Genomic DNA, 26,499 nt, shown 5'->3' on the forward strand with positions numbered 1-26,499 from the left:
TCAGTCCCTGGCTTTCTGGTTCCGCACGTAGAAGACGGCGAGCACCATGGTGAGGAGGAGGATCAGGACGGCGCTGGCCGAGGCCACCGAGAACTCGTACCGGCTGAACGCGAGCTTGTAGGTGTAAGTGCTGAGCATCTCGGTCGCGTCGATCGGTCCGCCGCCCGTGGTCATCCAGATCAGGGCGAACTGCTGAGAGGTCCAGATGATGTCCAGGACCGACATGCTGATGATGATCGGCTTGAGCTGAGGGATGGTGACGTTCCAGAAGCGCTGCCAGGAGCTCGCTCCGTCGACCTTCGCCGCCTCGTAGAGGTCGTGCGGGATGCCCTGCAGTCCCGCCAGGAGCGTGATCATGTAGAAGGAGTAGCCCGCCCAGATGTTGATGAACGTCACCGAGAGCAGCGCGGTCGCGGGGGAGGCGAGCCATTCGACACCCGTGTCGGTCAGCCCGAGCGAGATGAGCGCGTAGTTGAGGACGCCGTTGGGGTTGAGCAGGAGCCGCCAGAGCACCGCGATGATCGCGACGGTGAAGAGCCACGGCAGCACGTAGACGACCCGGAACAGCGACTTCGCCAGGGTCGGGACGAGCGGCGAGTTCAGCAGCATCGCGAACCCGAGTCCGAGGACGAGGTGGGCGGCGACGCTCACGCCGACGAAGACGATGGTGTTGCCGGTGGCCGTGCGGAACTTCGGATCGCCGAGTACCTCGACGTAGTTCGCGATCCCGACGAACACGGGCTTCGGATTCGTGATCACGTTGTCGAAGAACGAGTAGCCGATCACCAGCAGCACCGGCACGAGCATGAGGACCAGCATCACGATCGCCGTGGGCGAGAGGTACAGGTACGGCGCGAGGCCGCGCAGGGACCGGCGCCCGGCCGGAGCGGGGGCGGGCGTGCCCGCGGCGGGACGCGGGGGAGTGCTCAGCAGGGAGACCACGGCGCTCCTCCTTCTGTCTGCGGCGGGGTGAGGGGCGGTCGTGCCGCGGGGTGGGACCCCCGCGGCACGACCGGTGTCGGATGCGGCACGGCTCAGAACTCGCCGAGCCAGGCTTCCTGGGACTTCTCCAGCGCTTCGTCGACGCTCTGATCGCCGTTGAGGGCTGCTTGCAGCTGCTCGTCGAACTCGCGCATCAGCTGCTCGGCGACGGGGAGCCCGACGAACTCGTTCGCCGGGTAGCCGGCCGAGTAGATGTCGAACGCCTGCTGGTACAGCGGGTCGCTGTCCGAGAAGTCGGGCGTCGAGGCGGTGTTGCCGGGGAAGGCGTTCGCCAGCGTCGACAGCTCGGAGTTGGTGTCGGCGCTCATCAGGAACGACACGAGCTTCGCGGCCTCGGCCGGGTGCTCGCTGCTGGCCGAGACCCCGATGCCCCAGGAGGCGTAGGGGATGCCGCGCTCGCCGCTGAAGCCGTCCTCCGCCGGGATGGCGGAGATGCTGAACTTCAGGTCGGGGTTGGACTCCCGGATGGTGGCGATGTGCGAGAGGGAGTCGATCATCATGCCGACGCGTCCGTTCGTGAACTCCTCGACCTTGTCCTGCTCCTTCATCGTGGCGGCTCCCGGAGCGATCACGCCCGCCTCGTCGAGGCCGGCGATGTACTCGATCGCGCTGGTGACGTCGGCGTTGGTCAGATCGGGCTTCCCGTCGGCCAGCATGCTCCCGCCGGAGGCCCAGACCCACGACATGACATCGTTCTGGATGCCGTTGGGCGCATCGCTCGAGAGCGGCAGCACCCAGCCGCTCGTGGTGCCGCCGAGGGCGGTGATCGCCTTCGCCGCCGCCTCGAACTCGCTCCGGGTCGACGGGGGAGCGGTGACGCCCGCCTCGGCGAGGAGAGCGTCGTTGGTGAAGAGCGGGTAGACGAAGTTGACGACCGGGACCATGGCGGTCTTCCCGTCGACGACGACCGTCGAGGAGAGCTCGCTCTCGTCGAAGCCCGCGTCGGAGAGGAGCGGGCTGAGATCCGCGAGAGCGCCCTGCTTGGCGAAGTCGCTGATCCACGCACCGTCCAGCCCCACGACGTCCGACATGGTGCCGGCGGCGGCTCCGGCGAAGAGCTGCTCCTTCGTCGAGGCGTAGGGGCCGCTCAGCAGGTCGACCGTGATGCCGGGGTTCGCCGCCTCGAACTCGTCCATGAGTCCGCGGAGGGCGCCGTCCGACAGCTCGGGCTCCCACCACTGCGCGAATTCGAGGGTCACGTCGCCTCCCGACTCGGAGGCACCGCCGCCCTGGCTGCAGCCGGTGATCATCGTCGCGGCGAACGCCGCGCTGACGGTGAAGACGACGGCTCTTCTGATGCGAGCACCTTTGCTCATGTCACTCCCCTGCAACTCTGCAGTTGTCTGCTGTTGTGTGCGCATTCATGCGCTTGTCTTCTGCGAAGGTAACCAGTGCCGCTAAGGAACGCAAGAACATGCAGGAAACTCCTCGATGCGCCACAGATGCCGAGCAAAGGCGGGACACCGCGGACGGGGGCGCCCGAAGTTGCGTGTTCCTGCGCCCGGTGTTAGACAACCCCCATGCCCGACACCGACGACTCGTCCTTGGTCACCGACCAGCCCCTCCGGCTCCCCGCCGGGAGGAAGGCCGATCTGGCGGCGTACGTGGCAGAGGCGGGAGAGGTGACCGTGGCCGCGCTCGCCCGCCGGTTCTCGGTCTCGGCCGACACGGTGCGCCGCGATCTCGACCAGCTCGACGCCGACGGCTACCTCGTCCGCACCCACGGCGGTGCCGTCAGCCTGTCGGTGATGCCGGCGACGGAGAAGCGCCTCGATGTGCGCCTGAGTCTGCAGCGCGGGGCCAAGGAGCGGATCGGGTCCCTGGCCGCCGGACTGGTCGACAACGGATCCGTCGTCATGATCAACGCCGGCACGACGTCGCTCGCGGTCGTCCGGCACCTCCACGACCACCGCGAGCTGACGATCGCGACCAACAACCTGCGCGTCCCCGCCGAGATCGGGTCGAAGGTCTGCCGCGATCTGTTCGTGTTCGGAGGGGCCGTCCGGCTCGGCGGGCAGTCCACCGTCGGCCCCGTCGGCTTCGCGCACTCCGACTCCGGCAGCTCGGTCGATCTCCACTGCGACATCGGCCTCATCTCGGTCGGCGCCGTCTCGGCCGAGAGCGGCTACTCGACGAGCAACCTGGCCGAGGGCGTGATGATGAGCGAGATGATCGCGCGGTGCGAGCGCGTCGCGATCCTGGCCGACCAGACCAAGTTCGGCCGGACCCTCTTCGCGCAGGTGGCCGCGCTGGAGCGGGCGGACTACCTCGTCACGGATGCGCCTCCGCCGCCCGAGCTCGCGGAGGCGCTCAGGGAGAAGGGCGTCCGCGTCGTCCTCCCCGCGACTCCCGCCGGCCGGGGGGTCTGACTCCGCGAGGACTCCGCGGGGCGTCGTCGCCACGGCTCGGATCCGCGGGCGGCGCAACGGTGGCGGCGGCCCCTCCAGACCGCCCGGACGCCCGACTCCGAGCGCCTAGGCTGGTCGTCGTGTCGACCCTCAGTGATCTCGTCCTCGCCCACGGCCGCTCCACGGACGCGGACGTCGAATGGCTCCACCTCCTGGTCGGCGACGCCCAGCTGCTCGCCGACCTGGCCTTCGCCGACATCGTGCTGTGGGTGCCCACCGCGGACGACAGCTTCGTCGCGGTCGCGCACGCGCGCCCCTCCAGCGCGGCGACGCTGTTCTACCGCGACTTCGTCGGCCAGCGGATCAAGTCGGAGTGGCGCGCGCAGGTCGTCGAGGCGTTCGAGTCCGCGCGCATCGTCGACACCTCCGCTCCCGACTGGTTCGAGGAGACCCCGACCCGCGTGCGGGCCGTGCCGGTCATCCGCCGCCTGGGCGCGTCGAACCCCGAGACCACCGAGCGGCCGATCGCCGTCGTCACCCGCCACACGAACCTCAGCGAGACGCGCACCCCCAGCCGTCAGGAGCTGACGTTCAACGACTGCGCGAACGACCTGTTCTCGATGATCGCGTCGGGCGACTTCCCCGATCTGGGCGCCCCGACCGGCCCCCGCCGAGGCGCGCCGCGCGCCTCCGACGGGCTCATCCGCCTCGACGTCGACGGCATCACGACGTTCGCGAGCCCCAACGCCCTCTCGGCGTTCAACCGCATCGGCTTCGTCGACGAGCTCGAGGGGGAGTCCCTCGCCGAGGTGACGACCGGCCTCATCCAGGGGAAGCTCGTCATCGACGAGTCCCTGCCCCTCGTCGTCACCGGGCGCGCGCCGTGGCGCACCGACATCGAGGCCCGCGGAGTGACGGTGTCGCTGCGCGCCATCCCCATCCGCGATCGCGGCGAGCGGGTCGGTGCCGTCGTCCTCTGCCGCGACGTCACCGAGCTGCGCCACCAGGAGCGCGAGCTCATCACCAAGGACGCGACGATCCGCGAGATCCACCACCGGGTCAAGAACAACCTGCAGACCGTCGCGTCGCTGCTGCGGATCCAGGCGCGCCGGACCCACTCCGATCTCGCACGCGAGGCGCTCACGCAGGCCATGCGCCGCGTCGCCGCCATCGCCGTCGTGCACGACACCCTGTCGGAGGGTCTCAACCAGGACGTCGACTTCGACGCGGTGTTCGACCGCGTCCTGATGCTCATCGCCGAGGTCGCCTCGACGCACAACACGACCGTGCACCCCAAGCTCAGCGGGAGCTTCGGCAACCTGCCGAGCGAGTACGCGACTCCGCTCGCCCTGGCGCTGACAGAGCTCGTCACGAACGCGGTCGAGCACGGTCTCGCCGGACGCGAGGGCGACGTCGAGATCGTCGCGACGCGCAACGACGACGTGCTCACGGTCAAGGTCCGCGACACGGGGGTGGGCCTGCCCGAGGGGAAGGTGGGCTCGGGCCTCGGCACGCAGATCGTGCGCACCCTCATCCAGGGCGAGCTCGGCGGCACGATCGACTGGCACACGCTGGTCGGCCGCGGCACCGAGGTCACGATCGAGGTGCCGCTGCGCTGGCTGGCCCGCTCCCGCGACTGACGCGTCGGCCCGGGAAGCAGAGCGACCCCCGTCGCCAGGGGCGAGCGGGGGTCGGGAGCTGCGGGCCGCCGGGCGGCCGGGGCGCCTAGGAGGCGCGGCGGGCGCGGGCGGCGCGGCGCTTGAGGGCGCGGCGCTCGTCCTCGCTGAGGCCGCCCCACACGCCCGAGTCCTGTCCGGTCTCGAGCGCGTACTGGAGGCAGACCTCGGTGACGGTGCACCGGGCGCACACCGACTTCGCCTTCTCGATCTGGTCGACCGCGGGTCCGGTGTTCCCGACGGGGAAGAAAAGCTCGGGGTCAGCGGTGAGGCAAGCGGCCTTGTCGCGCCAGTCCATGCAGGTGCTCCTTGTGTGAAGGCGTGCGTGGAGGAACCACGCAGTGTTCGGGTGAGATGATCGAGTCACGCCGACGATCGACCTCGGAGGCGGACGGCACGAGCGCACTCACCGGCGCACGCCACGAGGCCTCACGCGGCTGCGCAAGGCGGTTCGGGGTGGTGGACGGGGTGGCGCTCGATTCATCCGGACGAGCTCACCCGTGTCGCGATCGGGCCTCGCGGCTCGACAGGATCGGGTTGTTCACATCTGCGGAAACCCACGACCCTGTGAGCGGTGAAACGAACTCAAGTAGCCTCTCATGGTGGCTCACCCGAATCAAGAGTCCTGGATGGGATGTGGCTGTGATCACTGATGGGAACGGCACTCCGACCGGCTCGAAGAGCGCTGGGCGTCCTCTCGGGCTCCTGGTGCTCATCGCGATCCTCGGCCTCGAGACGCTCGCGGTCGCTCTGCTCTCGGGGTGGCTCCTGCTCGAGCTGCTCACCACCCGTCCGGACACGCCGGGCGGCGGCATCGCCATCGTGGTGCTCGGTCTGATCGCCCTGGGCTGGGCCGCGGCGACCACCCTCGGTGCGATCCGCCGACGCAGCTGGATGCGCGGCTCCGCCCTGACGATGCAGCTCGTGCAGATGGCCGTCGCGCTCGGCGCCTTCCAGGGGCAGTACGCCGCACCCGACATCGGCTGGGCGCTGCTGGCTCCCGCCCTCGCCGCCACCGCGATGATCTTCCTCCCGAGCGTCGTGGCCGCGACCCGCCGCGACCCCGCCTAGCGCCGGGCGCCCGGCGGTGTCAGGCTGAGGAGTCCTGTCCCCGACACGAAGGCTCCTCCATGCAGCACACCCGACTCGGCTCCAGCGGTCTCCAGGTCTCCTCCATCATCCTCGGCTGCATGAGCTACGGCGTCTCGGACCGGGGGGCGCACGCCTGGAGCATGGGCGAGGAGGAGTCGCGGCCCTTCCTGCGCCGCGCGCTCGAGCTCGGCATCACGACCTTCGACACGGCGGACATCTACTCCGACGGCACGAGCGAGGAGATCGTCGGGCGCGCGCTCGCCGACTTCGCGGTCCGCGAGGAGGTCGTCATCGCCACGAAGGTCCACGGACGGATGCGCCCGGGGCCCAACGGCGGTGGACTCTCGCGTCGGCACATCCTGAGCGCGATCGACGACAGCCTGCGCCGGCTCGGCACCGACTACGTCGACCTCTACCAGATCCACCGCTGGGACCCCAAGACGCCCATCGAGGAGACGATGGAGACGCTCCACGACGTCGTGCGCTCGGGCAAGGCGCGCTACATCGGTGCCTCGAGCATGTGGGCATGGCAGTTCGCGAAGGCCCAGTACACGGCCGACCTCGGCGGCTGGACGCGCTTCGTGTCGATGCAGGACCAGTACAACCTGATCCAGCGCGAGGACGAGCGCGAGCTGCACCCGTTCTGCGTGGACCAGGGCGTCGGTGTGATCCCGTGGTCGCCGCTCGCCCGCGGTCGTCTGACCCGCGACTGGGACGAGACGACCGGGCGCACCGAGACGGACCTGTACGGCAAGACGCTCTACCACCAGCAGGAGGAGGCGGACCGGGCGACGGCCGCCACCGTCGCCCGGATCGCCGAGGAGCGCGGCGTGCCCCGAGCTCAGGTCGCCCTCGCCTGGGTGCGGCAGCAGGAGGCCGTCACGGCGCCCATCGTCGGAGCGACGAAGATGCACCACCTCGAGGACGCGGTGGCCTCGGTCGAGCTCGAGCTGACCGCCGACGAGCTGACGGCGCTCGGCGCCGACTACGCCCCGCGCTTCAACGAGGGCTTCTGACGGCCGAGCGCCCGACGGCCGACCGTCACACGAGCTTGAGCTTCTTGCGCAGCGCCTGCACGTGGCCCGTCGCGCGCACGTTGTACTGCGCGAACTCGAGCTCGCCCTCGGGGCCCACCACGAAGGTCGAGCGCAGCACGCCGACGACGGTCTTGCCGTAGGAGTTCTTCTCGCCCCAGACGCCGTAGGCGCGGTGGACGGCCATGTCGGGATCGCTCAGCAGCGGGTAGTCCAGGTGCTGCTCGTCCGCCCAGCGGCGCAGCGCCTCCGGGGTGTCCCGTGAGATCCCGAGGACCTCGTAGCCGTGCGAGCGGAGCGACGACACGCTGTCGCGGAAGTCGCACGCCTCGGTGGTGCAGCCGGGGGTGTCCGCTTGCGGGTAGAAGAAGAGGATCACGCGCGTGCCGCGGAGGTCGGCCAGGGCGACGGGCTTCCCGTCCTGGTCGGGGAGGGTGACGTCGGGAGCGGTGTCGCCGACGGCGAGCCTCTCGTCGGCGGGGATCGGGGGGGAGGGTCGTACCGGTCATCGTCTGCTTCCGTCGGAGGGGGCGAAGGTGGTCAGGAGCCGCTGCAGCGAGTCGAGGCGCTCGGGACCGCTCGCGCCGAGCAGGCCCTTCTCGACGGCCTCGACGATCGCGCAGTCGGGGGAGTCCGGGAGGTGCGTGCAGCCGCGAGGGCAGTCCTCGGCCAGGACGGCGAGGGTGGTGAAGGCCCCGAGGATGTTGTCGGTGTTCACGTGGCCGAGTCCGAACGAGCGGACACCGGGGGTGTCGATCACCCAGCCGCGCCGGTCGCCGCGCTCCACGCGGAGCGAGACGGTGGAGGAGGACGTGTGGCGGCCCCGTCCGGTCACCGTGTTCACGTGGCCGGTGGCGCGGTGCGCATCCGGGACCAGCTTGTTCACGAGCGTGGACTTGCCGACGCCGGAGTGGCCCACGACGACCGTCTCGTGGCCGAGCAGCGCCTCGGCGATCTCGTCGACCGGGGGCTCGTCCTGGCTCGAGAGGAACACGCGCAGGTCCAGGCCCTCGAAGTTCTTCAGGAACGGGGCGGGGTCGGCCAGGTCGGTCTTGGTGATGCAGAGCATCGGCGTGATGCCGGCGTCGAACGCGGCGACGAGGTAGCGGTCGACGAGCCTCGTGCGCGGCTCGGGGTCGGCGGCGGCGACGACGCAGAGCATCTGGTCCGCGTTCGCGACGATGACGCGCTCGATCGCGTCGGTGTCGTCGGCGCTGCGGCGCAGCAGCGTCGAGCGCTCGCGGATCCGCACGATCCGGGCGAGGGTGCCCTCGTCGCCCGTGGTGTCGCCGACGACGTCCACCCGGTCGCCCGCGACGATCGCCTGGCGGCGGAGCTCCCGAGCCCTGGCCGCGGTGAACTCGTGCTCCTCCGGGGTGCCGTCGCCGATCATCACCGTGTAGCGGCCGCGATCGACGCCCAGGACCATCGCGATCTCGGCGTCCTCGTAGCTGGGCCGGTTCTTGGTCCGCGGCTTGGTGCCCTTGGGGTTCGGCCGGACCCGCGCATCCGATTCGTCGTAGCCGTCGAAGTCGTCGAGCACTCCGTCGGCGTCCAGGCCGCTGTCGGTCCACCAGGACACGGCTAGACCGATCCCGCCAGTGCGCGCCACAGCTCGGGGAACTGCGGGAGGGTCTTCGACGTCGTCGCGATGTCCTCGATCGCCACTCCGGGCACGACCAGTCCGATGATCGCTCCGGCGTGGGCCATGCGGTGGTCGGAGTAGGTGCGCCAGCGACCGCCGTGGAGCGGGGCGGGCTCGATCCGCAGGCCGTCCTCGAGCTCGGTGACGGAGCCGCCGAGGCCGGTGATCTCGGCCGCGAGGGCGGCGAGGCGGTCGGTCTCGTGGTGCCGGATGTGACCGATGCCGGTGAGCGTGCTCGGAGTCGAGGCGAGTGCGGCCAGTGCGGCCAGGGCCGGAGCGAGCTCGCCCCCCTCCGACAGGTCGAGGTCGACTCCGAGGATCTCGGCGCCGCCCGTGACGACGAGATCGCCGCCGTCCCGCGCGACGCTCGCACCGAACAGGGGGAGGAAGCGCTCGAGGTGGGCGCCGACCTGCGTCGTGGTCTCGGGCCAGTTGCGCAGCCGCACCCGGCCGCCGGTCACGAGGGCCGCGGCGAGGAAGGGCGCGGCGTTGGAGAGGTCGGGCTCGAGCAGGACGTCGGCACCCGAGATCTGCTGGGGCTCGACCGTCCACTCGCCGGGAGCGGGGGTGCCGACGACGACGCCGCGCGCCGCGAGGGACGCGATCGTCATGTCGATGTGCGGCTGGCTGGGGAGGCGGTCGCCGACGTGGCGCAGGTGCAGGCCCTCGTCGAAGCGGGCGCCCGCGAGCAGCAGCGCCGAGACGAACTGGCTCGAGCGGGAGGCGTCGACCGTGACGTCGCCGCCGCGCACCGAGCCGGAGCCGTGCACCGTGAAGGGGAGGGAGCCGCGGCCGTCGTCGGCCACATCGACACCGAGGGAGCGGAGGGACGCGATCGTCGCGCCCATCGGCCGCTTGTAGGCGTACGCGTCGCCGTCGAAGGTGGTCGGACCCAGCGCCAGTCCCGCCAGCGGCGGGACGAAGCGCATGACCGTGCCCGCGAGTCCGCAGTCGATCGTCGTGGAGCCCAGCAGCTCGTCGGCGGGATCGACGACGAGGTCGGCGCCGAACGCGCCGGTCGCGCCCGACTCGCTCACTCCGGTGCCGAGCGAGCGGAGCGCCTCGATCATCAGTGCGCTGTCGCGGGAGTGCAGCGGTGCGCGGAGCGTCGACGGAGCCGAGGCGAGCGCCGACAGCACGAGCTCGCGGTTCGTCAGCGACTTGGAGCCGGGGAGCTCGACGACCGCGTCGAGCGCACCGGGTGCCGTGGGCGCCGACCAGTCGTCCTCTCCGGGGAGCGCGCGGGCGTCGCCGTACGGATCGAACTCGGGAGCGGAATAACGCGAGAAGACCATCGGTTATCAGGATAGTCGGCAGCGGAGGAACGGAGGCGGAGCATGGCGTCAGCATCAGCGGAAGCGGTCCTCGAGCGTCCCCCGCGACTCCCGAGCGCAGTGGCAACCCCGGTGCTCGCGAGCCCCCGCGGCTTAGGATCGCTTGTGATGACACGCGACGACACCACACGCCCCCGCACCGCCGCCGAGGCGCCGGCGCCCGACGAGGCGGAGCAGACGATCGAGGAGACCGTCGAGGAGTCCCTCGACGACGCCGCGACCGTCGAGCCCGACGCCCCCGTCGATCTCCGCGCGCTCTTCGAGCAGCAGGCTCTCCCCTTCATCGACCAGCTCTACGCGGCCGGTCTGCGGATGACGAAGAACCCCTCGGACGCCCAGGACCTCGTCCAGGAGACGTTCGCCAAGGCTTTCGGAGCGTTCCGCCAGTTCGAGCAGGGCACGAACCTCAAGGCGTGGCTCTACCGGATCCTCACCAACACCTTCATCAACTCGTACCGCAAGAAGCAGCGCGAGCCGTACCAGAGCGCCATCGACGAGCTCGAGGACTGGCAGCTGGGCGGCGCCGAGTCGACGACCGCCACCTCCAGCCGCTCGGCCGAGGCCGAGGCGATCGACCACCTCCCCGACACCGCCGTCAAGGAGGCCCTGCAGGCGATCCCGGAGGACTTCCGGCTCGCCGTGTATTTCGCCGACGTCGAGGGATTCTCCTACCAGGAGATCGCGGACATCATGAAGACCCCCGTCGGGACCGTCATGAGCCGGCTGCACCGCGGCCGCCGCATGCTGCGCGAACGACTCACCGACTACGCACGCGAGCGCGGGTTCCGCGCCGCTTTCACTTCCGGGAGCACGAAATGACCGACTGCGGTTGCACCAAGGCGAAGGCAGAACTCGAGGAGTACCTGCACAACGAGCTGTGCAAGGAGGACGCCGCCGACATCCGCGAGCACATGGCGAACTGCCCGGACTGCTCCGGCGAGGCGAAGGTCGGCGTCGTGCTGACCGTCGCGGTCCAGCGCGCGTGCAAGGAGACGGCGCCGGAGGACCTCCGCGCCCAGGTGCTCGGCATGCTGCGCGACGCGCAGGCGACGCACTCGACGGCGTCCGTCAGCGCGTAGCCGGCACCCTCCAGGCCGGCGCGCTCGCGCGTCCGGCGCGGAAAGACGTTTCCGCTGGGCTCGCCGCCCCTCGGCGCTCGGCCCTCGGCGCGCACACTCCGTCTCGCAGCATTCGGCTCACAGAAAGACGTTCGGCTCGTCAGAACTTGAGGTTCTGACGAGCCGAACGTCGTTTCACGAGCCGGAGCTCAGCGGGTGAGGGCCCTCGACAGCAGGTCGGCCTGCTCCGAGGCGTGGCGCTTGGCCGATCCGGCGGCGGGGGACGCCGCCGACGGACGCGACACGACCCGGATCGGGCGGCCGAGCTGCGGAGCGACCTCGAGCGCGATGAACGGCCAGGCGCCCTGGTTCTCGGGCTCGTCCTGCACCCACACCAGCTCCGCGTCGGGGTAGCGCTCCGCGATCGCGCGCAGCCCCTCGATCGGAGCCGGGTAGTACTGCTCGAGGCGCACGAGGGCGATGCCGTCGTCCGGCTTCTTCTCGAGCTCCGCCTTGAGGTCGTAGTGCACCTTGCCGGCGTGCAGCAGCACGCGCTTGACGGCGGAGGCGTCCTGCACCCGCGCGTCGTCCAGCACCGGCTCGAAGCGGCCCGAGGTGAAGTCCTCGACGGCGCTCGACGCTCCGCGCAGTCGCAGCATCGCTTTCGGAGTGAAGACGATCAGGGGCCGGCGCGGGCGCGAGTAGGCCTGACGGCGCAGCAGGTGGAAGTACGACGCCGGGGTCGAGGGGCGGGCGACCGTCATGTTGTTCTCGGCGCACATCTGCAGGTAGCGCTCGATGCGGGCGGAGGAGTGGTCGGGACCCTGACCCTCGTAGCCGTGCGGCAGCAGCAGGACGAGCGACGAGCGCTGGCCCCACTTCTGCTCGGCCGACGAGATGAACTCGTCGATCACGATCTGAGCGCCGTTGGCGAAGTCGCCGAACTGCGCCTCCCACAGAACGAGGGAGTCGGGGCGCTCGACCGAGTAGCCGTACTCGAACGCCATCGCCGCGTACTCCGACAGCAGCGAGTCGTAGATCCACAGGCGTGCCTGCTGCTCGGACAGGTTCATCAGCGGCAGCCACTCCTGGCCGTTGCCGCGGTCGTGCAGCACCGCGTGGCGCTGCACGAAGGTGCCGCGGCGGGTGTCCTGGCCGACGAGGCGCACCGGAGTGTCCTCGATCAGGAGCGAGCCGAGCGCGAGCAGCTCGCCGAACGCCCAGTCGATGGAGCCGGAGCGGCTCATCTCCTGGCGCTTGGCCAGCAGCTGCTGGAGCTTGGGGTGCACGGTGAAGCCCTCGGGCGGGTTGTTGAAGGCGTCGCCGATCAGGCGGACGACCTCCTCCTTCACGCCGGTGCTCTCGGGCTCGCCCGGGTAGTCCTCGCCCTGCTGCGCGTCCGGCAGCTCGAGGTCGGCGACGGAGTCGCCGTCGGGCGAGATCACCGGGATCGCCCCGGTCTGCGCCGCGTGGGTCTCGGCGAAGGCGCGCTCGAGGCGGTCCTGGAAGTCCTGGTGCGAGCGGTCGTACTCCTCCTGGCTGATGTCGCCGCGCCCGATGAGAGCCTCGGTGTAGAGCTTGCGCACCGAGCGCTTGGCCTCGATCAGGCTGTACATCAGCGGCTGCGTCATCGAGGGGTCGTCTCCCTCGTTGTGACCGCGGCGGCGGTAGCAGATGAGGTCGATGACCACGTCACGGTGGAACCGCTGGCGGTACTCGAAGGCGAGCTGGCCGACGTGCACCACGGCCTCGGGGTCGTCCCCGTTCACGTGGAAGATCGGCGCCTGGATCGTCTTCGCTCCGTCGGTGGAGTAGATGGAGGTTCGCGCCTCGTGAGGAGGCGTGGTGAAGCCGACCTGGTTGTTGATGTTGATGTGGATGGTGCCGCCGGTGCGGTAGGCCCGCAGCTGCGACATCTGCAGCGTCTCGACGACCACGCCCTGGCCCGCCATCGCCGCGTCCCCGTGGACGAGGATCGGCAGGGTGGTGAAGGTGCCGATGGGCTTGCGGTCCTGCTTGGCGCGGACCACACCCTCGAGCACGCCGTTGACGGCCTCGAGGTGGGAGGGGTTCGCCGCCAGGTAGACGGGGATCTCCTCGCCGCCGGCGCCGCGGAAGGTGCCCTCGGTGCCGAGGTGGTACTTCACGTCTCCGGAGCCCTGGACCGTCTTGGGGTCCTGGGTCCCCTCGAACTCGCGGAAGATCTGGCCGTAGGTCTTGCCGGCGATGTTGGTCAGCACGTTCAGTCGACCGCGGTGCGCCATGCCGATCGCGACCTCGTCCAGCTTCTCGTCGGCGGCGCCCTGCAGGACGGCGTCCAAAAGGGCGATGAGCGACTCGCCGCCCTCGAGCGAGAAGCGCTTCTGGCCGACGTACTTCGTCTGCAGGAAGGTCTCGAACGCCTCGGCCTCGTTGAGGCGGCCGAGGATGCGCAGCTGCTCGTCGTGGCCGGGCTTCTCGTAGCCGCGCTCGAGCTTCTGCTGCATCCAGGCCCGCTGCTCCGGATCCTGGATATGCATGTACTCGACGCCGACGGTGCGGCAGTAGGAGTCGCGCAGGATGCCGAGGATGTCGCGCAGCTTGAGCTGGCGCTTGCCGCCGAAGCCGTCGGTCACGAACTCGCGGTCGAGGTCCCAGAAGGTGAGCCCGTGGCTCTCGATGGCGAGGTCGGGGTGCGAGCGCTGCACGTACTCGAGCGGGTCGACGTCGGCCATGAGGTGGCCGCGGACGCGGAACGAGTTGATCGAGCTCCTGCACGCGCGAGGTCTTCGAGACGCGCTCCGCGAGGTCGACGGCGATGTCGGTCGACCAGTGGATCGGGTCGTAGGGGATGCGCAGCGCCGCGAAGATGTCCTCGTAGAAGCCGCGGCCGCCGAGGAGCAGCTCGTGCACGATCTTGAGGAACTCGCCGGATCCCGCGCCCTGGATGACGCGGTGGTCGTAGGTCGAGGTGAGCGTGATCGTCTTGCCGATGCCCAGCTCGATGAGCGTCTTCTCGGACGAGCCCTGGAACTCGGCCGGGTACTCCAGCGCGCCGGCGCCGATGATGCAGCCCTGGCCCTTCATCAGGCGGGGCACGGAGTGGACCGTGCCGATGCCGCCCGGGTTGGTCAGCGACAGGGTGGTCCCGGCGAAGTCGCCGGCGACGAGCTTGTTGCCGCGGGCGCGCTTGACGAGGTCCTCGTAGGCCGACAGGTAGGCGGTGAAGCTCAGGGTGTCGGCGCGCTTGATGCTCGGGACGAGCAGCGCGCGGGTGCCGTCGGGCTTGGGCATGTCGATCGCGATGCCGAGGTTGACGTGCGCCGGCGCGACGACCGAGGGCTTGCCGCCGGGCTCGTCGTAGTAGACGTTCTGGCTCGGGAAGTCCTTGAGCGCGCGGATGAGCGCCCAGCCGATCAGGTGGGTGAACGAGACCTTGCCGCCGCGCGTGCGGCGCAGGTGGTTGTTGATCACGATGCGGTTGTCGATCATCAGCTTCGCCGGGATCGTGCGCACGCTCGTGGCGGTGGGAATGGTGAGGCTCGCGTCCATGTTGGTCGCGAGGCTCTTCGCCATGCCGCGCAGGGGAGTGACGACGTCCTCCTCCTGCGCCTCCGCCTCGGCCGCGGCGGGCGTGCCCACGGGTGCATCGGCGGGGATCGGGGCCTTCTTGGGCTCCTGGGACGTGGTGCGCGACACGGGGGCGGCGCCCGGCTGCTGCGAGGTGACGGGATGGGTCACCGCACCGCCTGCGCTCGTCGACGGGCCGGCCGCGGCGGGCTTCTCGGCGGGGGGCCGGGCGGCCGGGGCCGCAGGCGCTGCCGCGGCGGGCGACTTCGCCGCCAGCTGCTGACCGTAGCGCTCCAGGATCGGCCACCAGGACTCGTCCACGGAGGCCCTGTCGGCGCTGTACTGCTCGTACAGCTCCTCCACGAGCCACTCGTTGGCCCCGAAGTCCTCCGCGCCCTGGTCTGTTCCCACTCCGGTCAACTGGCTCGACACAGCCGATCGCCCACTCTCTCCGTTGATTCGTCCTCGATCATCCGGACGGGCCCGCGCATCCCTCGATGCCTGCACCTCACCTGCGAGAACGTCGTCCTCGCCCGTGAGGACCGGCCTCGTCGCCTGGTCCCGTCCCGGTCGTCAAGCCTATCCCGGATCTCGGTCGGCAGCCCCGCGGGCGGGTCGGAGTACCGTTCGAGGCATGCGTTTCTCCGGCGGAACCCCCACAGGCGATCTCACCTACTCCGACGTCTTCCTCGTGCCGGGCCGCTCCTCGGTCACGAGCCGGCTCGACGTCTCGCTCGCACCGGGCGACGGCACGGGTGCGACGATCCCGCTCGTCTCCTCGAACATGAACTCCGTGACCGGGCCGCGGCTGGCGGCGGGCCTGGCCCGTCGCGGAGGTCTCGGCGTCCTCCCGCAGGACATGCCCCTCCAGTCGCTCGACGCCGCGATCCGCTGGGTGAAGGACCAGCCGGTGGCCTTCTCGGGCGCCCTGACCGCCGATCCGGCCACCACGGTCGAGCAGGCGCTCGCGATCCTGCCCGCGGTCGAGGGGCACGGCTTCGTCGTGCAGGAGGAGGACGGGACGGTCAGGGGCTGCGTCCCCGCTTCGCGCCTCGCGACGGCCCTGTCCGACGCCAGGCTCGGCGATCTCGTGCACCACGCAGCCCCCTCCCTCGACGCGGACGACGTGACCACCGGCCGGGCGGCGTTCGACCTGATGGTCGCGGCCGATCTCGACTTCGCCCCGGTGCTGCACCACGGCGCCCTCGTCGGGACCCTCTCGCGCACCGGCGCGCTGCGCTCGACGATCTACGACCCCGCCCTGGACGCCGACGGGCGTCTGCGCGTCGCGGCGGCCGTGGGCATCAACGGCGACGTGGCTGCGAAGGCGCGCGCACTCGTCGCGGCGGGCGTCGACGTCCTCGTGCTCGACACCGCGCACGGGCACCAGGAAGCGATGCTGCGGGCGCTGCGCACGGTCTCGGCGCTGGACCTCGGGGTGCCGATCGCCGCGGGCAACATCGTCACCGCCGAGGCGGTGCACGACCTCGTCGAGGCGGGCGCCGACATCCTGAAGGTCGGAGTGGGGCCCGGAGCGATGTGCACGACCCGCATGATGACCGCGGTCGGCCGGCCCCAGTTCTCGGCCGTGCTCGAGACGGCGGAGCGGGCCCGCGAGCTCGGTGCGCACGTCTGGGCCGACGGGGGAGTGCGCTACCCGCGCGACGTCGCCCTCGCCCTCGCGGCGGGCGCCGCCTCCGTCATGGTCGGCTCCTGGTTCGCGGGGACGATCGAGGCGCCGGGCGAGCTGCGGACGGATGCCGCGGGCCGCGTCTACAAGGAGAGCTGGGGGATGGCCTCGGCCAAGGCCGTGCAGGAGCGCTTCGGGCGCCTGGACGCGTACGAGCTCGCCCGCAAGCGCCTCTTCGCCGAGGGGATCTCGTCGTCGACGATCTACCTCGACCCGCTGCGCCCGTCGATCGAGGACCTCCTCGACATGATCACGTCCGGCGTCCGCTCGTCGTTCACCTACGCCGGAGCGCGCAGCGTCCCGGAGTTCCACGAGCGCGCCGTCGTCGGGCTGCAGTCAGCATCGGGCTACGAGGAGGGCAAGGCGCTGCCGGTCAGCTGGTGACCTGAGAGCCGGAGTCCCGCCCGTCAGCGGGAGCCCGGCGCGGGTCTGCTAGAACCGAGCGCATGACCATCGTCGACAACGCCGTGTACGTCGGCGGCCACCGCATCCGCAACCCGGACTCCCTCGAGGACACGTTCGAGCTGATGCGCGAGGAGAACGGCATGGCCTGGATCGGCCTGTTCCGGCCGTCCCGCGAGGAGGTCGAGGCCGTCGCCCACGAGTTCGGGCTGCATCCGCTCGCCGTCGAGGACGCGCTGAGCGGGCATCAGCGCGCGAAGCTCGAGCGCTACGACGACGGGCTCTTCGTGGTGCTGCGCCCCGCGCGGTACCTCGACGCCGACGAGACGGTCGTCTTCGGCGAGCTGCACGTCTTCGTCGGGCCGGACTTCGTGGTGACCATCCGGCACGCCGACTCCCCGGATCTGGCGCGGGTGCGCCGTCGGCTGGAGGAGGACCCGGCGCTGCTGGCCCGGGGGCCGGAGGCGGTGCTGTACGCGATCCTCGATCAGGTGGTGGACGAGTACGCCCCGGTCGTCGCGGGAGTGCAGGGCGACGTGGACGAGATCGAGGACCAGCTCTTCGGGGCCGACTCGGACGACAGGCTCTCGGAGCGCATCTACCGGCTCTCGCGCGAGGTCATCCACTTCCAGCGCTCCGTCCAGCCGCTGACCGCGCTGCTCCGGGCGCTCGCCGAGGAGACGCCGGCCGAGGGGGCGTCGCCGGACCACGTGGAGCTGCACCGCTCGCTCCGCGACGTCCTCGACCACACGATCCGGGTGACGGAGGCGGTCGACGCCCTGCGCGCGATCCTCGACAAGGCGCTCACCGTGCACTCGACGCTCGTCTCGCGTCGCCAGACCGAGACCGGGCTCGCGCAGAACGACGTCGTGCGCAAGATCTCGTCCTGGGCGGCGATCCTCTTCGCCCCGACCCTGATCGCGGGCGTGTACGGGATGAACTTCGACGAGATGCCCGAGCTGCACTGGGAGTTCGGCTACCCCTGGGCGCTCGGGCTGATGGTCGTGTTCGGCGTCGGGCTCTACGCGGTGTTCAAGGCGAAGAAGTGGCTCTGATCCTCGGGAGTGCGCCCCGTCGGCGGCGGTGCCGCCGGTAGACTCGGCAGCACAATGGACGACCCTCCCTCTGCTCATCCGCCGTCGGACCGCACCGTCCGGCCCCCGCACCCCGATCTCCCCGCCGCGCTGAACAGCGCCGGTCGGATCCTCCGCACGTCGAGCGGAGGTGCCCTCCATGGGTGCTGAGTGGCTCCTGCTCGGTGTCGGTCTCCTCCTGACCCTCGGCACCGGCGTCTTCGTCGCGAGCGAGTTCGCCCTGGTGAACCTCGACCGGGCCGACCTGGAGGCCCGCCGCGACCGCGGCGAGACGCGGCTCGGCATGACGATCGCGGCGCTGAAGGTCACGTCGACCCACCTCTCGAGCGCGCAGCTGGGCATCACGCTCACCACGCTCCTCACCGGCTACACGATGGAGCCGGCCCTGTCGACGCTGCTCGAGCAGCCCTTCCTCGGCCTCGGGCTGCCCGAGGCGGCGGTCTCGCCGATCACGACCGTGGTGGCGATCGTCATCGCCACGCTGCTCTCGATGATCCTCGGCGAGCTCGTCCCGAAGAACTTCGCCCTCGCTCTGCCCCGCGCGACCGCCAAGCTGGTCGTCCCGCTGCAGACGGCGTTCACCACGGTCTTCCGTCCCGCTGTCGCCCTGCTGAACGGCAGCGCCAACGCGCTCCTGCGCCTCATGGGCATCGAGCCGAAGGAGGAGCTCTCGGGGGCGCGAAGCGCCGAGGAACTCTCGAGCCTCGTCCGGCACTCCGCGAGCGCCGGGCTGCTCGAGGAGGACACGGCCGACCTGCTCGGGCGCACCCTCCGCTTCTCGGCCCTCAGCGCCGGCGACGTGATGACCCCCCGGCTCCGACTCTCCACCGTCGAGCGCTCGAGCACGGCGCAGGACGTCCTCGACCTCGCCCGCACCACGGGGCTCTCGCGCTTCCCGATCACGGACGACGACATCGACGACATCGTCGGAGTCGTGCACGTGAAGCAGGCCGTGGCCGTCCCGCGCGGCAAGAGGTCCGAGGTGCCCGTCACGGCGTTGCGCTCCGAGCCGCTGCGCGTGCCGGAGACGATGAAGCTCGACGTCCTGCTGACGGAGCTGCGCGGACGCGGCTTCCAGCTCGCGGTCGTCGTCGACGAGTACGGCGGAACCGCGGGCGTCGCGACGCTCGAGGACCTGGTCGAGGAGCTCGTCGGCGAGGTGGCGGACGAGCACGACCGCTCCCGTCCCGACGTCGTGAAGCTGCCGGGCTCCACCACGTTCCCCGGCATGCTCCGCCCCGACGAGGTCCGCGACCGCGTCGGCGTCGCCATCCCCGAGGACGGCCCCTACGAGACCGTCGCGGGCTACATCATGAGCGAGCTCGGACGACTGCCCGAGGCCGGCGACGAGGTGGCCGTCGATGGCGGCTCGCTCCGCGTCGAGCGCCTCGACGGGCGCCGGATCGACCGCATCCGCTTCACCCCCGACCCCGACGCCGAGCCCGACACCCTGCCGGACCCGCTGGCCGACGCGGGACGGTCCCACCGAGCACGCAAGGAGGCCGGCGATGAGTGACTGGGCCGGAATAGCGTGGCTCGTGGTGCTGCTCGCCGCGAACGCCTTCTTCGTCGGAGCGGAGTTCGCCGTCATCTCGGCGCGCCGCTCCCAGATCGAGCCCCTCGCCGAGAGCGGCCGCCGCAGCGCGATCACCGCCCTCGCCGCCATGGAGCACGCGACGCTCATGCTGGCGACCACGCAGCTGGGCATCACCGTCTGCTCGTTGCTGATCCTGAACGTCAGCGAGCCGGCGATCCACCACCTGCTCGAGATCCCGCTACACGCCGTCGGACTGCCGGAGGAGCTGACCGGGACCGTCGCCTTCGTCATCACCCTGCTGATCGTGTCGTTCCTGCACGTCGTGCTGGGCGAGATGGTGCCCAAGAACATCTCGTTCTCGATGCCCGACAAGGCGGTGCTGCTGCTCGCGCCCCCGCTCGTCGCCATCGCCCGGGTGATCCGCCCCCTGATCGTCGCGCTCAACGCGATCTCCAACGGCGTGCTCCGCCTGTTCCGGGTCGACCCGAAGGACGAGGCGAACAGCACCTTCACCCTCGAGGAGGTGCAGACGATCGTCGACCAGTCGACCCGGGAGGGCACGCTGCGCGACTCCAGCACCCTCCTCGCCGCGTTCGAGTTCACCGAGAAGAAGGTGCACGACGTCGCACTCCCGCTCGACGGCATCGTCAGCCTCCCCGCCGGCGCGACACCGGCCGACGTCGAGCGCGCCGTCGCCAAGCACGGCTTCTCGCGCTACGTCGTCCTCGGCACCGACGGAGCACCCGAGGGCTACATCCACCTCAAGGACGTCCTCGACCTCGACGGCGACACCGAGGGAGCGAAGTTCCGCCTGCCCATCCCGGCCAAGCGGATCCGGCAGCTCGCCTCGATCTTCGAGGCCACCGACCTCGAGGACGCCCTCGCGATCATGCGCCGCACCGGAGCGCACCTCGCCCGCTCCTTCGACGAGCAGGGGACGGCCACGGGGGTGCTGTTCCTGGAGGACATCATCGAGGAGCTCGTCGGCGAAGTGGACGACGCCACCCGCCGGTGAGCGCGGGGCGTGGGCGGCGCATTCGCGGCGTTGTCGTCGGGCGCGATACCGCCGGTATCGCTTCCTCCTCCGCCTTGCGACTGCACCACCCACGCCCCGCGCGCAACTCCGGTTGGGGGGAGGGCCGTGCGCTGCGCGCACGAGCCGGAGGGGGAGGGCCGTGCGCCGCGCGCACGAGCCGGAGGGGGAGGGGCCGTGCGCGGGGCGCACGAGCCGGTGCGGGGTGGCCGTGCGCGGGGCGCGCGGGCCGGTGCGGGGAGGCGCGCGCTGAGTGCGCGAGGCAGCGGGGCGAGGGACGTCGTGCGCGGGCAGGAGGGGTGCAGTGGGGCGATCTAGGGTGGGGAGATGACGAGGTTCACGGCGGAGGATGCGGGGCGCGTGGTCAGGCGGCCGCGGGCCGAGGACGACAAGTACAGCAGGGGGTGCTGGGGGTCGCGACCGGGTCCGAGAGGTATCCGGGGGCGGCGGTGCTCGGGGTGGAGGCGGCCGTGCGGACGGGGGTCGGCATGGTGCGGTACCTGGGCCCCGAGCGGCCCACGGGGCTCGTGCTCGCTCGGCGGCCCGAAGTGGTGACCGGTGCGGGGCGCGTGCAGGCCTGGCTCGTGGGGTCCGGGACCAGCGCCGACGACCGCTCCGACTCCGAGCGGGGAGTGCTGCTCGAGCAGCTGCACTCGGGAGTGCCCGTCGTGCTCGACGCGGGGGCGCTCGACCTGATCGGCGAGGTCGACGGACCGGTGATCGTGACGCCCCACTTCCGCGAGCTCGCCGGCATGCTCCAGCGGGCCGGAGTCGACGTCGACGCCACGTCGATCGCGGCGGACGCGGCCGGATGGGCGCGCCGCGCCTCCGAGCGGTTCGAGGTCTGCGTGCTGCTCAAGGGCAGCACGACCCACGTGGTGGCGGGCGACGTCGCGCTCGACGTGAGCGGATCGACTCCGTGGCTCGCGACAGCCGGCAGCGGCGACGTGCTCGGGGGAGTGCTCGGCGCCCTGCTCGCGGGGAGCGCCGCCGACGCCGAGGCGAGAGGGACGGCCCTCGGCGACCGGGAGCTCGTGTCCGTCGCGGCGGCCGCCTCCGTGCTGCACGCCCGTGCGGGCGAGTCCGCGTCGAGCGGGGGGCCGATCGCCGCCCTCGACATCGCCGAGCACCTCCCGCGGGTCGTCGCGAGCCTCCTGGACTGACCGGGGAGAAGGACAGCCAAGCTATGGGTCGGCGACACTGAACCGATGCCGCCGCCGGGTCGTTGTCCCGGGAGAAGCGCTCGGCGCGGGTCTGTCACTGGAGCCGCACGGGTGCCTCATCGGAACCCCACAACTCCCGTCCCTACGGTCGGGAGCGACAGCCGCGTCCGCCCCCCACTCAGGAGAACAGACATGACCGCGAAGACCACGACTCCCCGTCCGCTACGCCCTGACCCTCCTGGCCGGCGCGGGAACCCTCGCCGCCCTCGCCGCCTGCTCCAGCACGGCCACCGCCGGCACCGACTCCGCCGAGGAGACGACGGCCCCGAGCTCCGCCGCGTCGGAGCCTGCGACCACCTCGACCGACGCCGCCGCGGGTGACGCCGCCGCCGGCGACAGCGCGTACGCCGACGGCACCTACGACGCCGAGGGTGCGTACACCTCGCCCGGGGGCAACGAGACCGTCGGCGTCGAGCTCACGCTCGAGGGCGGCGTCGTCACCGCCGTCACGGTGACCCCGCAGTCCGAGAACCCCACCGGCGAGCAGTACCAGGAGCGCTTCGCGAGCGGTATCTCCGGCGAGGTCGTCGGGGTCTCCCTCGACGAGCTCGACGTGAGCGTCGTCTCGGGGTCCTCCCTCACCTCCGGCGGCTTCAACGATGCTGTCGAGACCATCAAGGCCGATGCCGCGGCCTGACGACCGGCACGTGCTCGAGCACGTCTGGCGGTTCGACGCGATCGGGACCGTCTGGCGCATCGACTCCGGTGACGCCCTCGGCGCGGGCGTGCGCTCCCGCGTCGAGGCGCGCATCGGGGAGTACGACCGCACCTGGTCGCGATTCCGCGACGACTCGGCGGTGTCACGCCTGCGCACCGAGCCGGGCGAGCACGTCTTCCCGGAGGAGGCGGACGCGCTCTTCGCCCTCTACGACGCCCTTCACGGGCTCACCGACGGCGCCGTGACGCCTTTCGTGGGCGACGCCCTCGAGCAGCTGGGGTACGACGCCGACTACACGCTCGTCGCGCGCGAACCCGTCTCCGCTCCGCCCTCCTGGTCCGACGCCCGCGCGGCAGGGGGTCGCGTCGTGTCGACGTCACGGGCGGTGGTCCTCGACGTCGGCGCAGCGGGGAAGGGCCAGCTCGTCGATCTCGTCCTGGCCGAGCTCGACGCCGCGGGTGTCGAGCACTCGGTGGTCGACGCCGGAGGGGACCTCCGAGCCCGCAGCGCCGGTCCCTTCCGCGTCGCTCTCGAGCACCCCTACGACCCGGCGCGGGCGATCGGAGTGGCGGTCCCCGGCGAGCGTGCGCTCTGCGCCTCCGCCAGCAACCGCCGCGCCTGGGGCGACGGTCTCCACCACGTCCTCGACGGGCGCACCGGCCGACCCGTCGACACCGTGGTCGCGACCTGGGTGATCGCCGACACGGCTCTGCTCGCCGACGGACTCGCCACGGCGCTGTTCGTCAGCCCTCCCGAGACTCTCGCCGAACGCTTCGACTTCGAGTTCGTCCGCGTGTTCAGCGACGGCACCCTCCACCACTCGCCCCGCTTCCCCGGAGAGGTCTTCCGATGATCGGCACCCTCGATCGCGCCCTCGGGCGCATCACCATGTACCGCCTGGTCTGGATGACGCTCGCCGCGCTCCTCGCGGTCGCGCTCGGCTACTCCGCGGCGGGGCTGATCTTCTTCCGACCGCTCGAGATCGCCGCCACCGCGGTGGTCGCCGTCGCGTCCACGACCGCGGTGACCTGGCTGCTCGCGAAGGCGGTGCGCCTCGCCCGCGCACCTCGAGTCCTCGCTCGTCACCGGGCTCCTGATCGCCTTCCTGCTCTTCCCCACCGCGGAACCGGACGCCCTGCTCGTCGTCGCGCTGGTGGGCGCGATCGCGGCGGCGTCGAAGTACGTCCTCGCCTGGCGGGGGCGCCACGTGTTCAACCCGGCCGCGGTGGCGGTCCTGCTCGTCGCCCTCGCCCAGGGGCTGCTCGAGGGCACCCCGGCGGAGGGGTCGCTGACCGCGGCCGCCTGGGTGCTGCCGACGGGCGCTCTGTGGCCCTGGGTGCTCGTCGCCGCGCTGCTGATCGTGGCGCGCGTGCGCCGCTGGTCGATCTTCCTCGTCTTCGTGCTGGTCGCCGGATCCGTGTCCGTCGCCCAGTCGGTCCTCGCCGGCCAGGAGGTCGGGGCGGCCGCACTGTCGGTCCTCACGGCCTACCCGTTCGTCTTCGCGGGCGCCTTCATGCTCACGGAGCCGCTGACGCTGGCGCCCCGCCGCTCGCAGCAGCTCGTCGTGGCGGTGGTGGCGGCGCTGCTGACCAGCGTGCCGTTCCACTGGGGGATCCTCTACTCGAGCCCCGAGCTGGGCCTCGTGGTCGGCAACGCCCTCGCGTTCGCCTTCGCGTTCCGCCAGCGTCGACGCCTGCCGCTGGAGCTGCGCTCCGCGGAGTCGATCGCGCCGGGCATCACCGAGTACCGCTTCCGGTCGGCCTCGCCGCTGCGCTTCGAGCCCGGGCAGTGGATCGAGCTCGATCTGCCGCACCGCTCCGATGCGAGGGGGAGCCGTCGCACCTTCTCGATCGCTTCCACTCCCCGGGACGGAGAGATCGCGATCGCGATGCGCGTGCCCGAGAAGGCGAGCAGCTTCAAGCGCGCCCTCGCCGACCTCGAGCCGGGCGCCGTCGTGCGGGCAACGGGCGTCGGCGGCGACTTCGTCCTGCCGTCGGATCCCTCCGTGCCGCTGCTGCTCGTCGCGGGCGGCATCGGCATCACTCCGTTCGCCAGCCAGCTGCGGGCCCTCGCGGACGGCCCCGCGCGCGATGTCGTGGTGGTCTACGCGGCGGCGACGCTCGAGGACGCCGCGTACCGTGAGCTGCTGCAGGCGTCGGGAGCGCGGGTCGTGCTCCTGTCGCCCGACGCGCCGCGTGCGCTCCCCGACGGCTGGGCCCACTCGTCGGTCCGACTGACGGCCGCCTCGCTCGCCGATCTGGTCCCGGACGCGCCCCGCCGCGTCGGCTACGTCTCGGGCTCGCCGACCTTCGTCGACTCGGTGCGCGGCGCCCTCCGCGGGGCCGGGGCGAAGCGGGTCCGCACCGATGCGTTCGCCGGCTACTGACCGGTGCTCCGGCGCTCCGCGCCTGCCAGGATGCCGTTCGACAGCCGCTCTATGATGACGCCGTGACGACCCCAGGAACCCCGGCGAGGACCCGCCCCACGGTCTGGCTGCGCGAGAACCGCGACTCGGCCGCCGTGCTCTGGGGCGGCTTCGCCCTGGTGCACCTGCTGCTGGCGGTGCTGGCGCTGTTCGCGCCCGGACTGCCGATGGGCGACGTCAGCATCGTCTACAAGCAGTGGATGCAGACGGCGGTCGAGGGAGGCGGCGTCGCCGGGATCGACACGGGCTGGGTCTACCCGATCCTCGCTTGGGCGCCGATCGCGGCCTCGTGGCTCTTCGGTGCCGCCGGGTACGACGTCGTCTGGCTCGTCCTCGTCGCTCTCGCCGACGCGGCGGCATTCGGTCTCCTCCTGCACGGCCGCCGGTCGGCGCGACTGGCCGCTGCACGCTGGTGGCTGCTGTTCCTCGTCCTGCTCGGCCCCATCGCGGTCGGGCGGATCGACGCGTTCACCGCTCCGCCGGTGATCGCCGGAATGCTGTGGGTCGGCACGCGGCCGGGAGCCTCCGCGCTCCTGCTGACGATCGCCACCTGGGTCAAGGTCTGGCCCGCCGCGGTGCTCGCCGCCGCCGTGCTGGTGCTGCGGGGCCGAGTGCGGCGCATCGTCGTGCCGGTCCTCGCCTCCGCCGTCATCGTGCTCGGAGTCGTGCTGGTCGGCGGGGGCGAGCAGGTCTTCAGCTTCGTCTCGGACCAGACCACCCGGGGGCTGCAGATCGAAGCGGTGGTGAGCACGCCGTGGATGTGGCTCTCGGTGCTCCCGGGCTCCGGCAGCTACGTCTGGTACGCGGCCGACATCAACACCTTCGAGATGCACGGACCGGGGACGGACGTCGCGGCCGATCTGATGACCCCGCTGCTCGCGGCGGCCATGCTGGTCGTCGCGGGTCTGGGTCTTCGCGCCCTGCGCTCCGGCGCCTCGGCCGCCCGCCTGCTCCCGCTGCTGGCGCTGGCCTTCGTCGTGGTGTTCATCGACGTCAACAAGGTGCTCTCGCCGCAGTACGTCGTCTGGCTCGCCCCACCGGTGATCGCCGGGCTGGTCGTCGACCGCGACGCCTTCCGCATCCCCGCGAAGCTGACCCTGTGGGTCGCGGCGTTCACGCAGCTCGTCTACCCGTACCTGTACCTCTTCCTGCTCTGGTCGCACTGGTGGATGGTGCTCGTGCTGTCGGTCCGGAACGTGCTGCTGCTGATGCTGCTCGGCTGGGTCGTGCGCGAGCTCTGGCGCTCGGGATCGCGCGGAGTCGTCACCCGCTTCGAGGACGTCCCCCTCGGAGCCTCCGCCCTCGCGCGCTGATCCCCTCCGGGCTCGTAGGCTCGGACCCAGCGGCCGACCGGCGGCCGCGCTGCAGGAGGTCATCATGCTCGTCGCGTTCTCGGTCGCTCCCTCGGGCGGCGAAGGCCCCGACGCCTCCGTCCACGACGCGGTCGCCGCAGCGGTGCGCATCGTGCGCGACTCCGGTCTGCCGAACCGCACCACCTCGATGTTCACCGAGATCGAGGGGGAGTGGGACGAGGTGTTCGACGTCGTCAAGCGGGCGACGGAGGCGGTCGGCACGTTCGGCTCGCGCGTCTCGCTCGTGCTGAAGGCCGACATCCGGCCCGGCTACTCCGGCGAGATCGACGCCAAGATCGAGCGGCTGGGGCAGGCGCTGGGGGAGTGAGCCGAGCGGGAGCGCTCTC

General features: G+C 71.4%; 22 protein-coding genes and 2 pseudogenes. 16 read left to right on the plus strand and 8 right to left on the minus strand.

Annotated elements, in window-relative coordinates:
• The gene (locus AC0CID_RS00915; protein WP_465225466.1) at nt 1-942 is read right to left on the minus strand and encodes a carbohydrate ABC transporter permease; all 942 of its coding nucleotides are present in this window, start codon (nt 940-942) and stop codon (nt 1-3) included.
• A gap of 92 nt (nt 943-1,034) precedes the next feature.
• Nucleotides 1,035-2,318 carry an ABC transporter substrate-binding protein gene (locus tag AC0CID_RS00920; RefSeq protein WP_465225467.1) on the minus strand — a complete coding sequence of 428 codons (1,284 nt, stop codon included), beginning with the start codon at nt 2,316-2,318 and terminating at the stop codon, nt 1,035-1,037.
• A 204-nt stretch (nt 2,319-2,522) separates the two neighbouring features.
• Between AC0CID_RS00920 and AC0CID_RS00925 the strand changes: the two genes are divergently transcribed.
• Both AC0CID_RS00925 and AC0CID_RS00930 read left to right on the plus strand, forming a co-directional pair.
• Complete coding sequence (locus AC0CID_RS00925) at nt 2,523-3,371, plus strand: DeoR/GlpR family DNA-binding transcription regulator (RefSeq protein WP_465225468.1); 849 nt, start codon at nt 2,523-2,525, stop codon at nt 3,369-3,371.
• Nucleotides 3,372-3,490: 119 nt separating this feature from the next.
• The gene (locus tag AC0CID_RS00930; protein WP_465225469.1) at nt 3,491-4,990 is read left to right on the plus strand and encodes a sensor histidine kinase; all 1,500 of its coding nucleotides are present in this window, start codon (nt 3,491-3,493) and stop codon (nt 4,988-4,990) included.
• 85 nt (nt 4,991-5,075) lie between these two features.
• Here the strand turns inward: AC0CID_RS00930 and AC0CID_RS00935 are convergent, their stop codons facing one another.
• Nucleotides 5,076-5,324, minus strand: coding sequence for a WhiB family transcriptional regulator (locus tag AC0CID_RS00935; RefSeq protein ID WP_055788231.1), 249 nt, complete (start codon nt 5,322-5,324; stop codon nt 5,076-5,078).
• A 344-nt stretch (nt 5,325-5,668) separates the two neighbouring features.
• Here AC0CID_RS00935 and AC0CID_RS00940 point away from each other — a divergent pair, with 344 nt between their 5' ends.
• Complete coding sequence (locus AC0CID_RS00940; protein WP_465225470.1) at nt 5,669-6,097, plus strand: hypothetical protein; 429 nt, start codon at nt 5,669-5,671, stop codon at nt 6,095-6,097.
• 59 nt (nt 6,098-6,156) lie between these two features.
• Nucleotides 6,157-7,134 (plus strand): aldo/keto reductase, encoded by a 978-nt coding sequence (locus tag AC0CID_RS00945; RefSeq protein ID WP_465225471.1) that lies wholly within the window; start codon nt 6,157-6,159, stop codon nt 7,132-7,134.
• A gap of 25 nt (nt 7,135-7,159) precedes the next feature.
• Here the strand turns inward: AC0CID_RS00945 and bcp are convergent, their stop codons facing one another.
• The 3 genes from bcp to aroA are packed head-to-tail and all read right to left on the minus strand — an operon-like array spanning nt 7,160 to nt 10,092.
• Nucleotides 7,160-7,636, minus strand: a complete 477-nt coding sequence (gene bcp, locus AC0CID_RS00950) for a thioredoxin-dependent thiol peroxidase (RefSeq protein ID WP_465228020.1) — start codon at nt 7,634-7,636, stop codon at nt 7,160-7,162.
• A 21-nt stretch (nt 7,637-7,657) separates the two neighbouring features.
• Nucleotides 7,658-8,734, minus strand: coding sequence for a ribosome small subunit-dependent GTPase A (rsgA, locus tag AC0CID_RS00955; protein WP_465225472.1), 1,077 nt, complete (start codon nt 8,732-8,734; stop codon nt 7,658-7,660).
• Nucleotides 8,735-8,736: 2 nt separating this feature from the next.
• A complete protein-coding gene (aroA, locus tag AC0CID_RS00960) occupies nt 8,737-10,092 on the minus strand; it encodes a 3-phosphoshikimate 1-carboxyvinyltransferase (protein WP_465225473.1) in 1,356 nt (451 codons plus the stop codon).
• 147 nt (nt 10,093-10,239) lie between these two features.
• Between aroA and AC0CID_RS00965 the strand changes: the two genes are divergently transcribed.
• Nucleotides 10,240-10,950: a sigma-70 family RNA polymerase sigma factor gene (locus AC0CID_RS00965; RefSeq protein WP_207406441.1), complete on the plus strand. Its 711-nt coding sequence runs from the start codon at nt 10,240-10,242 to the stop codon at nt 10,948-10,950.
• A complete protein-coding gene (locus AC0CID_RS00970; RefSeq protein WP_207406439.1) occupies nt 10,947-11,210 on the plus strand; it encodes a zf-HC2 domain-containing protein in 264 nt (87 codons plus the stop codon). The genes AC0CID_RS00965 and AC0CID_RS00970 overlap by 4 nt, the downstream gene beginning before the upstream one ends.
• Before the next feature lie 188 nt (nt 11,211-11,398).
• Here AC0CID_RS00970 and AC0CID_RS00975 read toward each other — a convergent pair.
• Both AC0CID_RS00975 and AC0CID_RS00980 read right to left on the minus strand, forming a co-directional pair.
• Nucleotides 11,399-13,954, minus strand: a pseudogene (locus AC0CID_RS00975) (multifunctional oxoglutarate decarboxylase/oxoglutarate dehydrogenase thiamine pyrophosphate-binding subunit/dihydrolipoyllysine-residue succinyltransferase subunit); the annotation flags it as partial.
• Between the two features lie 172 nt (nt 13,955-14,126).
• Nucleotides 14,127-15,245: pseudogene (locus tag AC0CID_RS00980) on the minus strand (2-oxo acid dehydrogenase subunit E2); the annotation flags it as partial.
• A 127-nt stretch (nt 15,246-15,372) separates the two neighbouring features.
• Here AC0CID_RS00980 and guaB1 point away from each other — a divergent pair.
• The 10 genes from guaB1 (at nt 15,373) to AC0CID_RS01030 (ending at nt 26,480) form a co-directional block, all read left to right on the plus strand.
• Nucleotides 15,373-16,812, plus strand: coding sequence for a GMP reductase (gene guaB1, locus AC0CID_RS00985; protein ID WP_465225474.1), 1,440 nt, complete (start codon nt 15,373-15,375; stop codon nt 16,810-16,812).
• A 62-nt stretch (nt 16,813-16,874) separates the two neighbouring features.
• Nucleotides 16,875-17,885: a magnesium/cobalt transporter CorA gene (corA, locus tag AC0CID_RS00990; RefSeq protein ID WP_465225475.1), complete on the plus strand. Its 1,011-nt coding sequence runs from the start codon at nt 16,875-16,877 to the stop codon at nt 17,883-17,885.
• Between the two features lie 178 nt (nt 17,886-18,063).
• The gene (locus AC0CID_RS00995; protein WP_465225476.1) at nt 18,064-19,440 is read left to right on the plus strand and encodes a hemolysin family protein; all 1,377 of its coding nucleotides are present in this window, start codon (nt 18,064-18,066) and stop codon (nt 19,438-19,440) included.
• Nucleotides 19,433-20,476, plus strand: a complete 1,044-nt coding sequence (locus AC0CID_RS01000; protein WP_465225477.1) for a hemolysin family protein — start codon at nt 19,433-19,435, stop codon at nt 20,474-20,476. The genes AC0CID_RS00995 and AC0CID_RS01000 overlap by 8 nt, the downstream gene beginning before the upstream one ends.
• Nucleotides 20,477-20,964: 488 nt before the next feature.
• On the plus strand, nt 20,965-21,657 hold the full coding sequence (locus AC0CID_RS01005; protein ID WP_465225478.1) for an ADP-dependent NAD(P)H-hydrate dehydratase: 693 nt from the start codon (nt 20,965-20,967) through the stop codon (nt 21,655-21,657).
• Between the two features lie 238 nt (nt 21,658-21,895).
• Nucleotides 21,896-22,354, plus strand: coding sequence for an FMN-binding protein (locus AC0CID_RS01010; protein ID WP_465228021.1), 459 nt, complete (start codon nt 21,896-21,898; stop codon nt 22,352-22,354).
• Nucleotides 22,341-23,228: an FAD:protein FMN transferase gene (locus tag AC0CID_RS01015; protein WP_465225479.1), complete on the plus strand. Its 888-nt coding sequence runs from the start codon at nt 22,341-22,343 to the stop codon at nt 23,226-23,228. The genes AC0CID_RS01010 and AC0CID_RS01015 overlap by 14 nt, the downstream gene beginning before the upstream one ends.
• A gap of 300 nt (nt 23,229-23,528) precedes the next feature.
• A complete protein-coding gene (locus AC0CID_RS01020) occupies nt 23,529-24,761 on the plus strand; it encodes an FAD-dependent oxidoreductase (protein ID WP_465225480.1) in 1,233 nt (410 codons plus the stop codon).
• Between the two features lie 62 nt (nt 24,762-24,823).
• Nucleotides 24,824-26,113 carry a glycosyltransferase 87 family protein gene (locus AC0CID_RS01025; RefSeq protein WP_465225481.1) on the plus strand — a complete coding sequence of 430 codons (1,290 nt, stop codon included), beginning with the start codon at nt 24,824-24,826 and terminating at the stop codon, nt 26,111-26,113.
• 64 nt (nt 26,114-26,177) lie between these two features.
• Nucleotides 26,178-26,480, plus strand: a complete 303-nt coding sequence (locus AC0CID_RS01030; RefSeq protein WP_207404898.1) for a thiamine-binding protein — start codon at nt 26,178-26,180, stop codon at nt 26,478-26,480.
• Nucleotides 26,481-26,499 lie beyond the last annotated feature (19 nt).

The organism is Rathayibacter sp. AC451, from assembly GCF_979253095.1.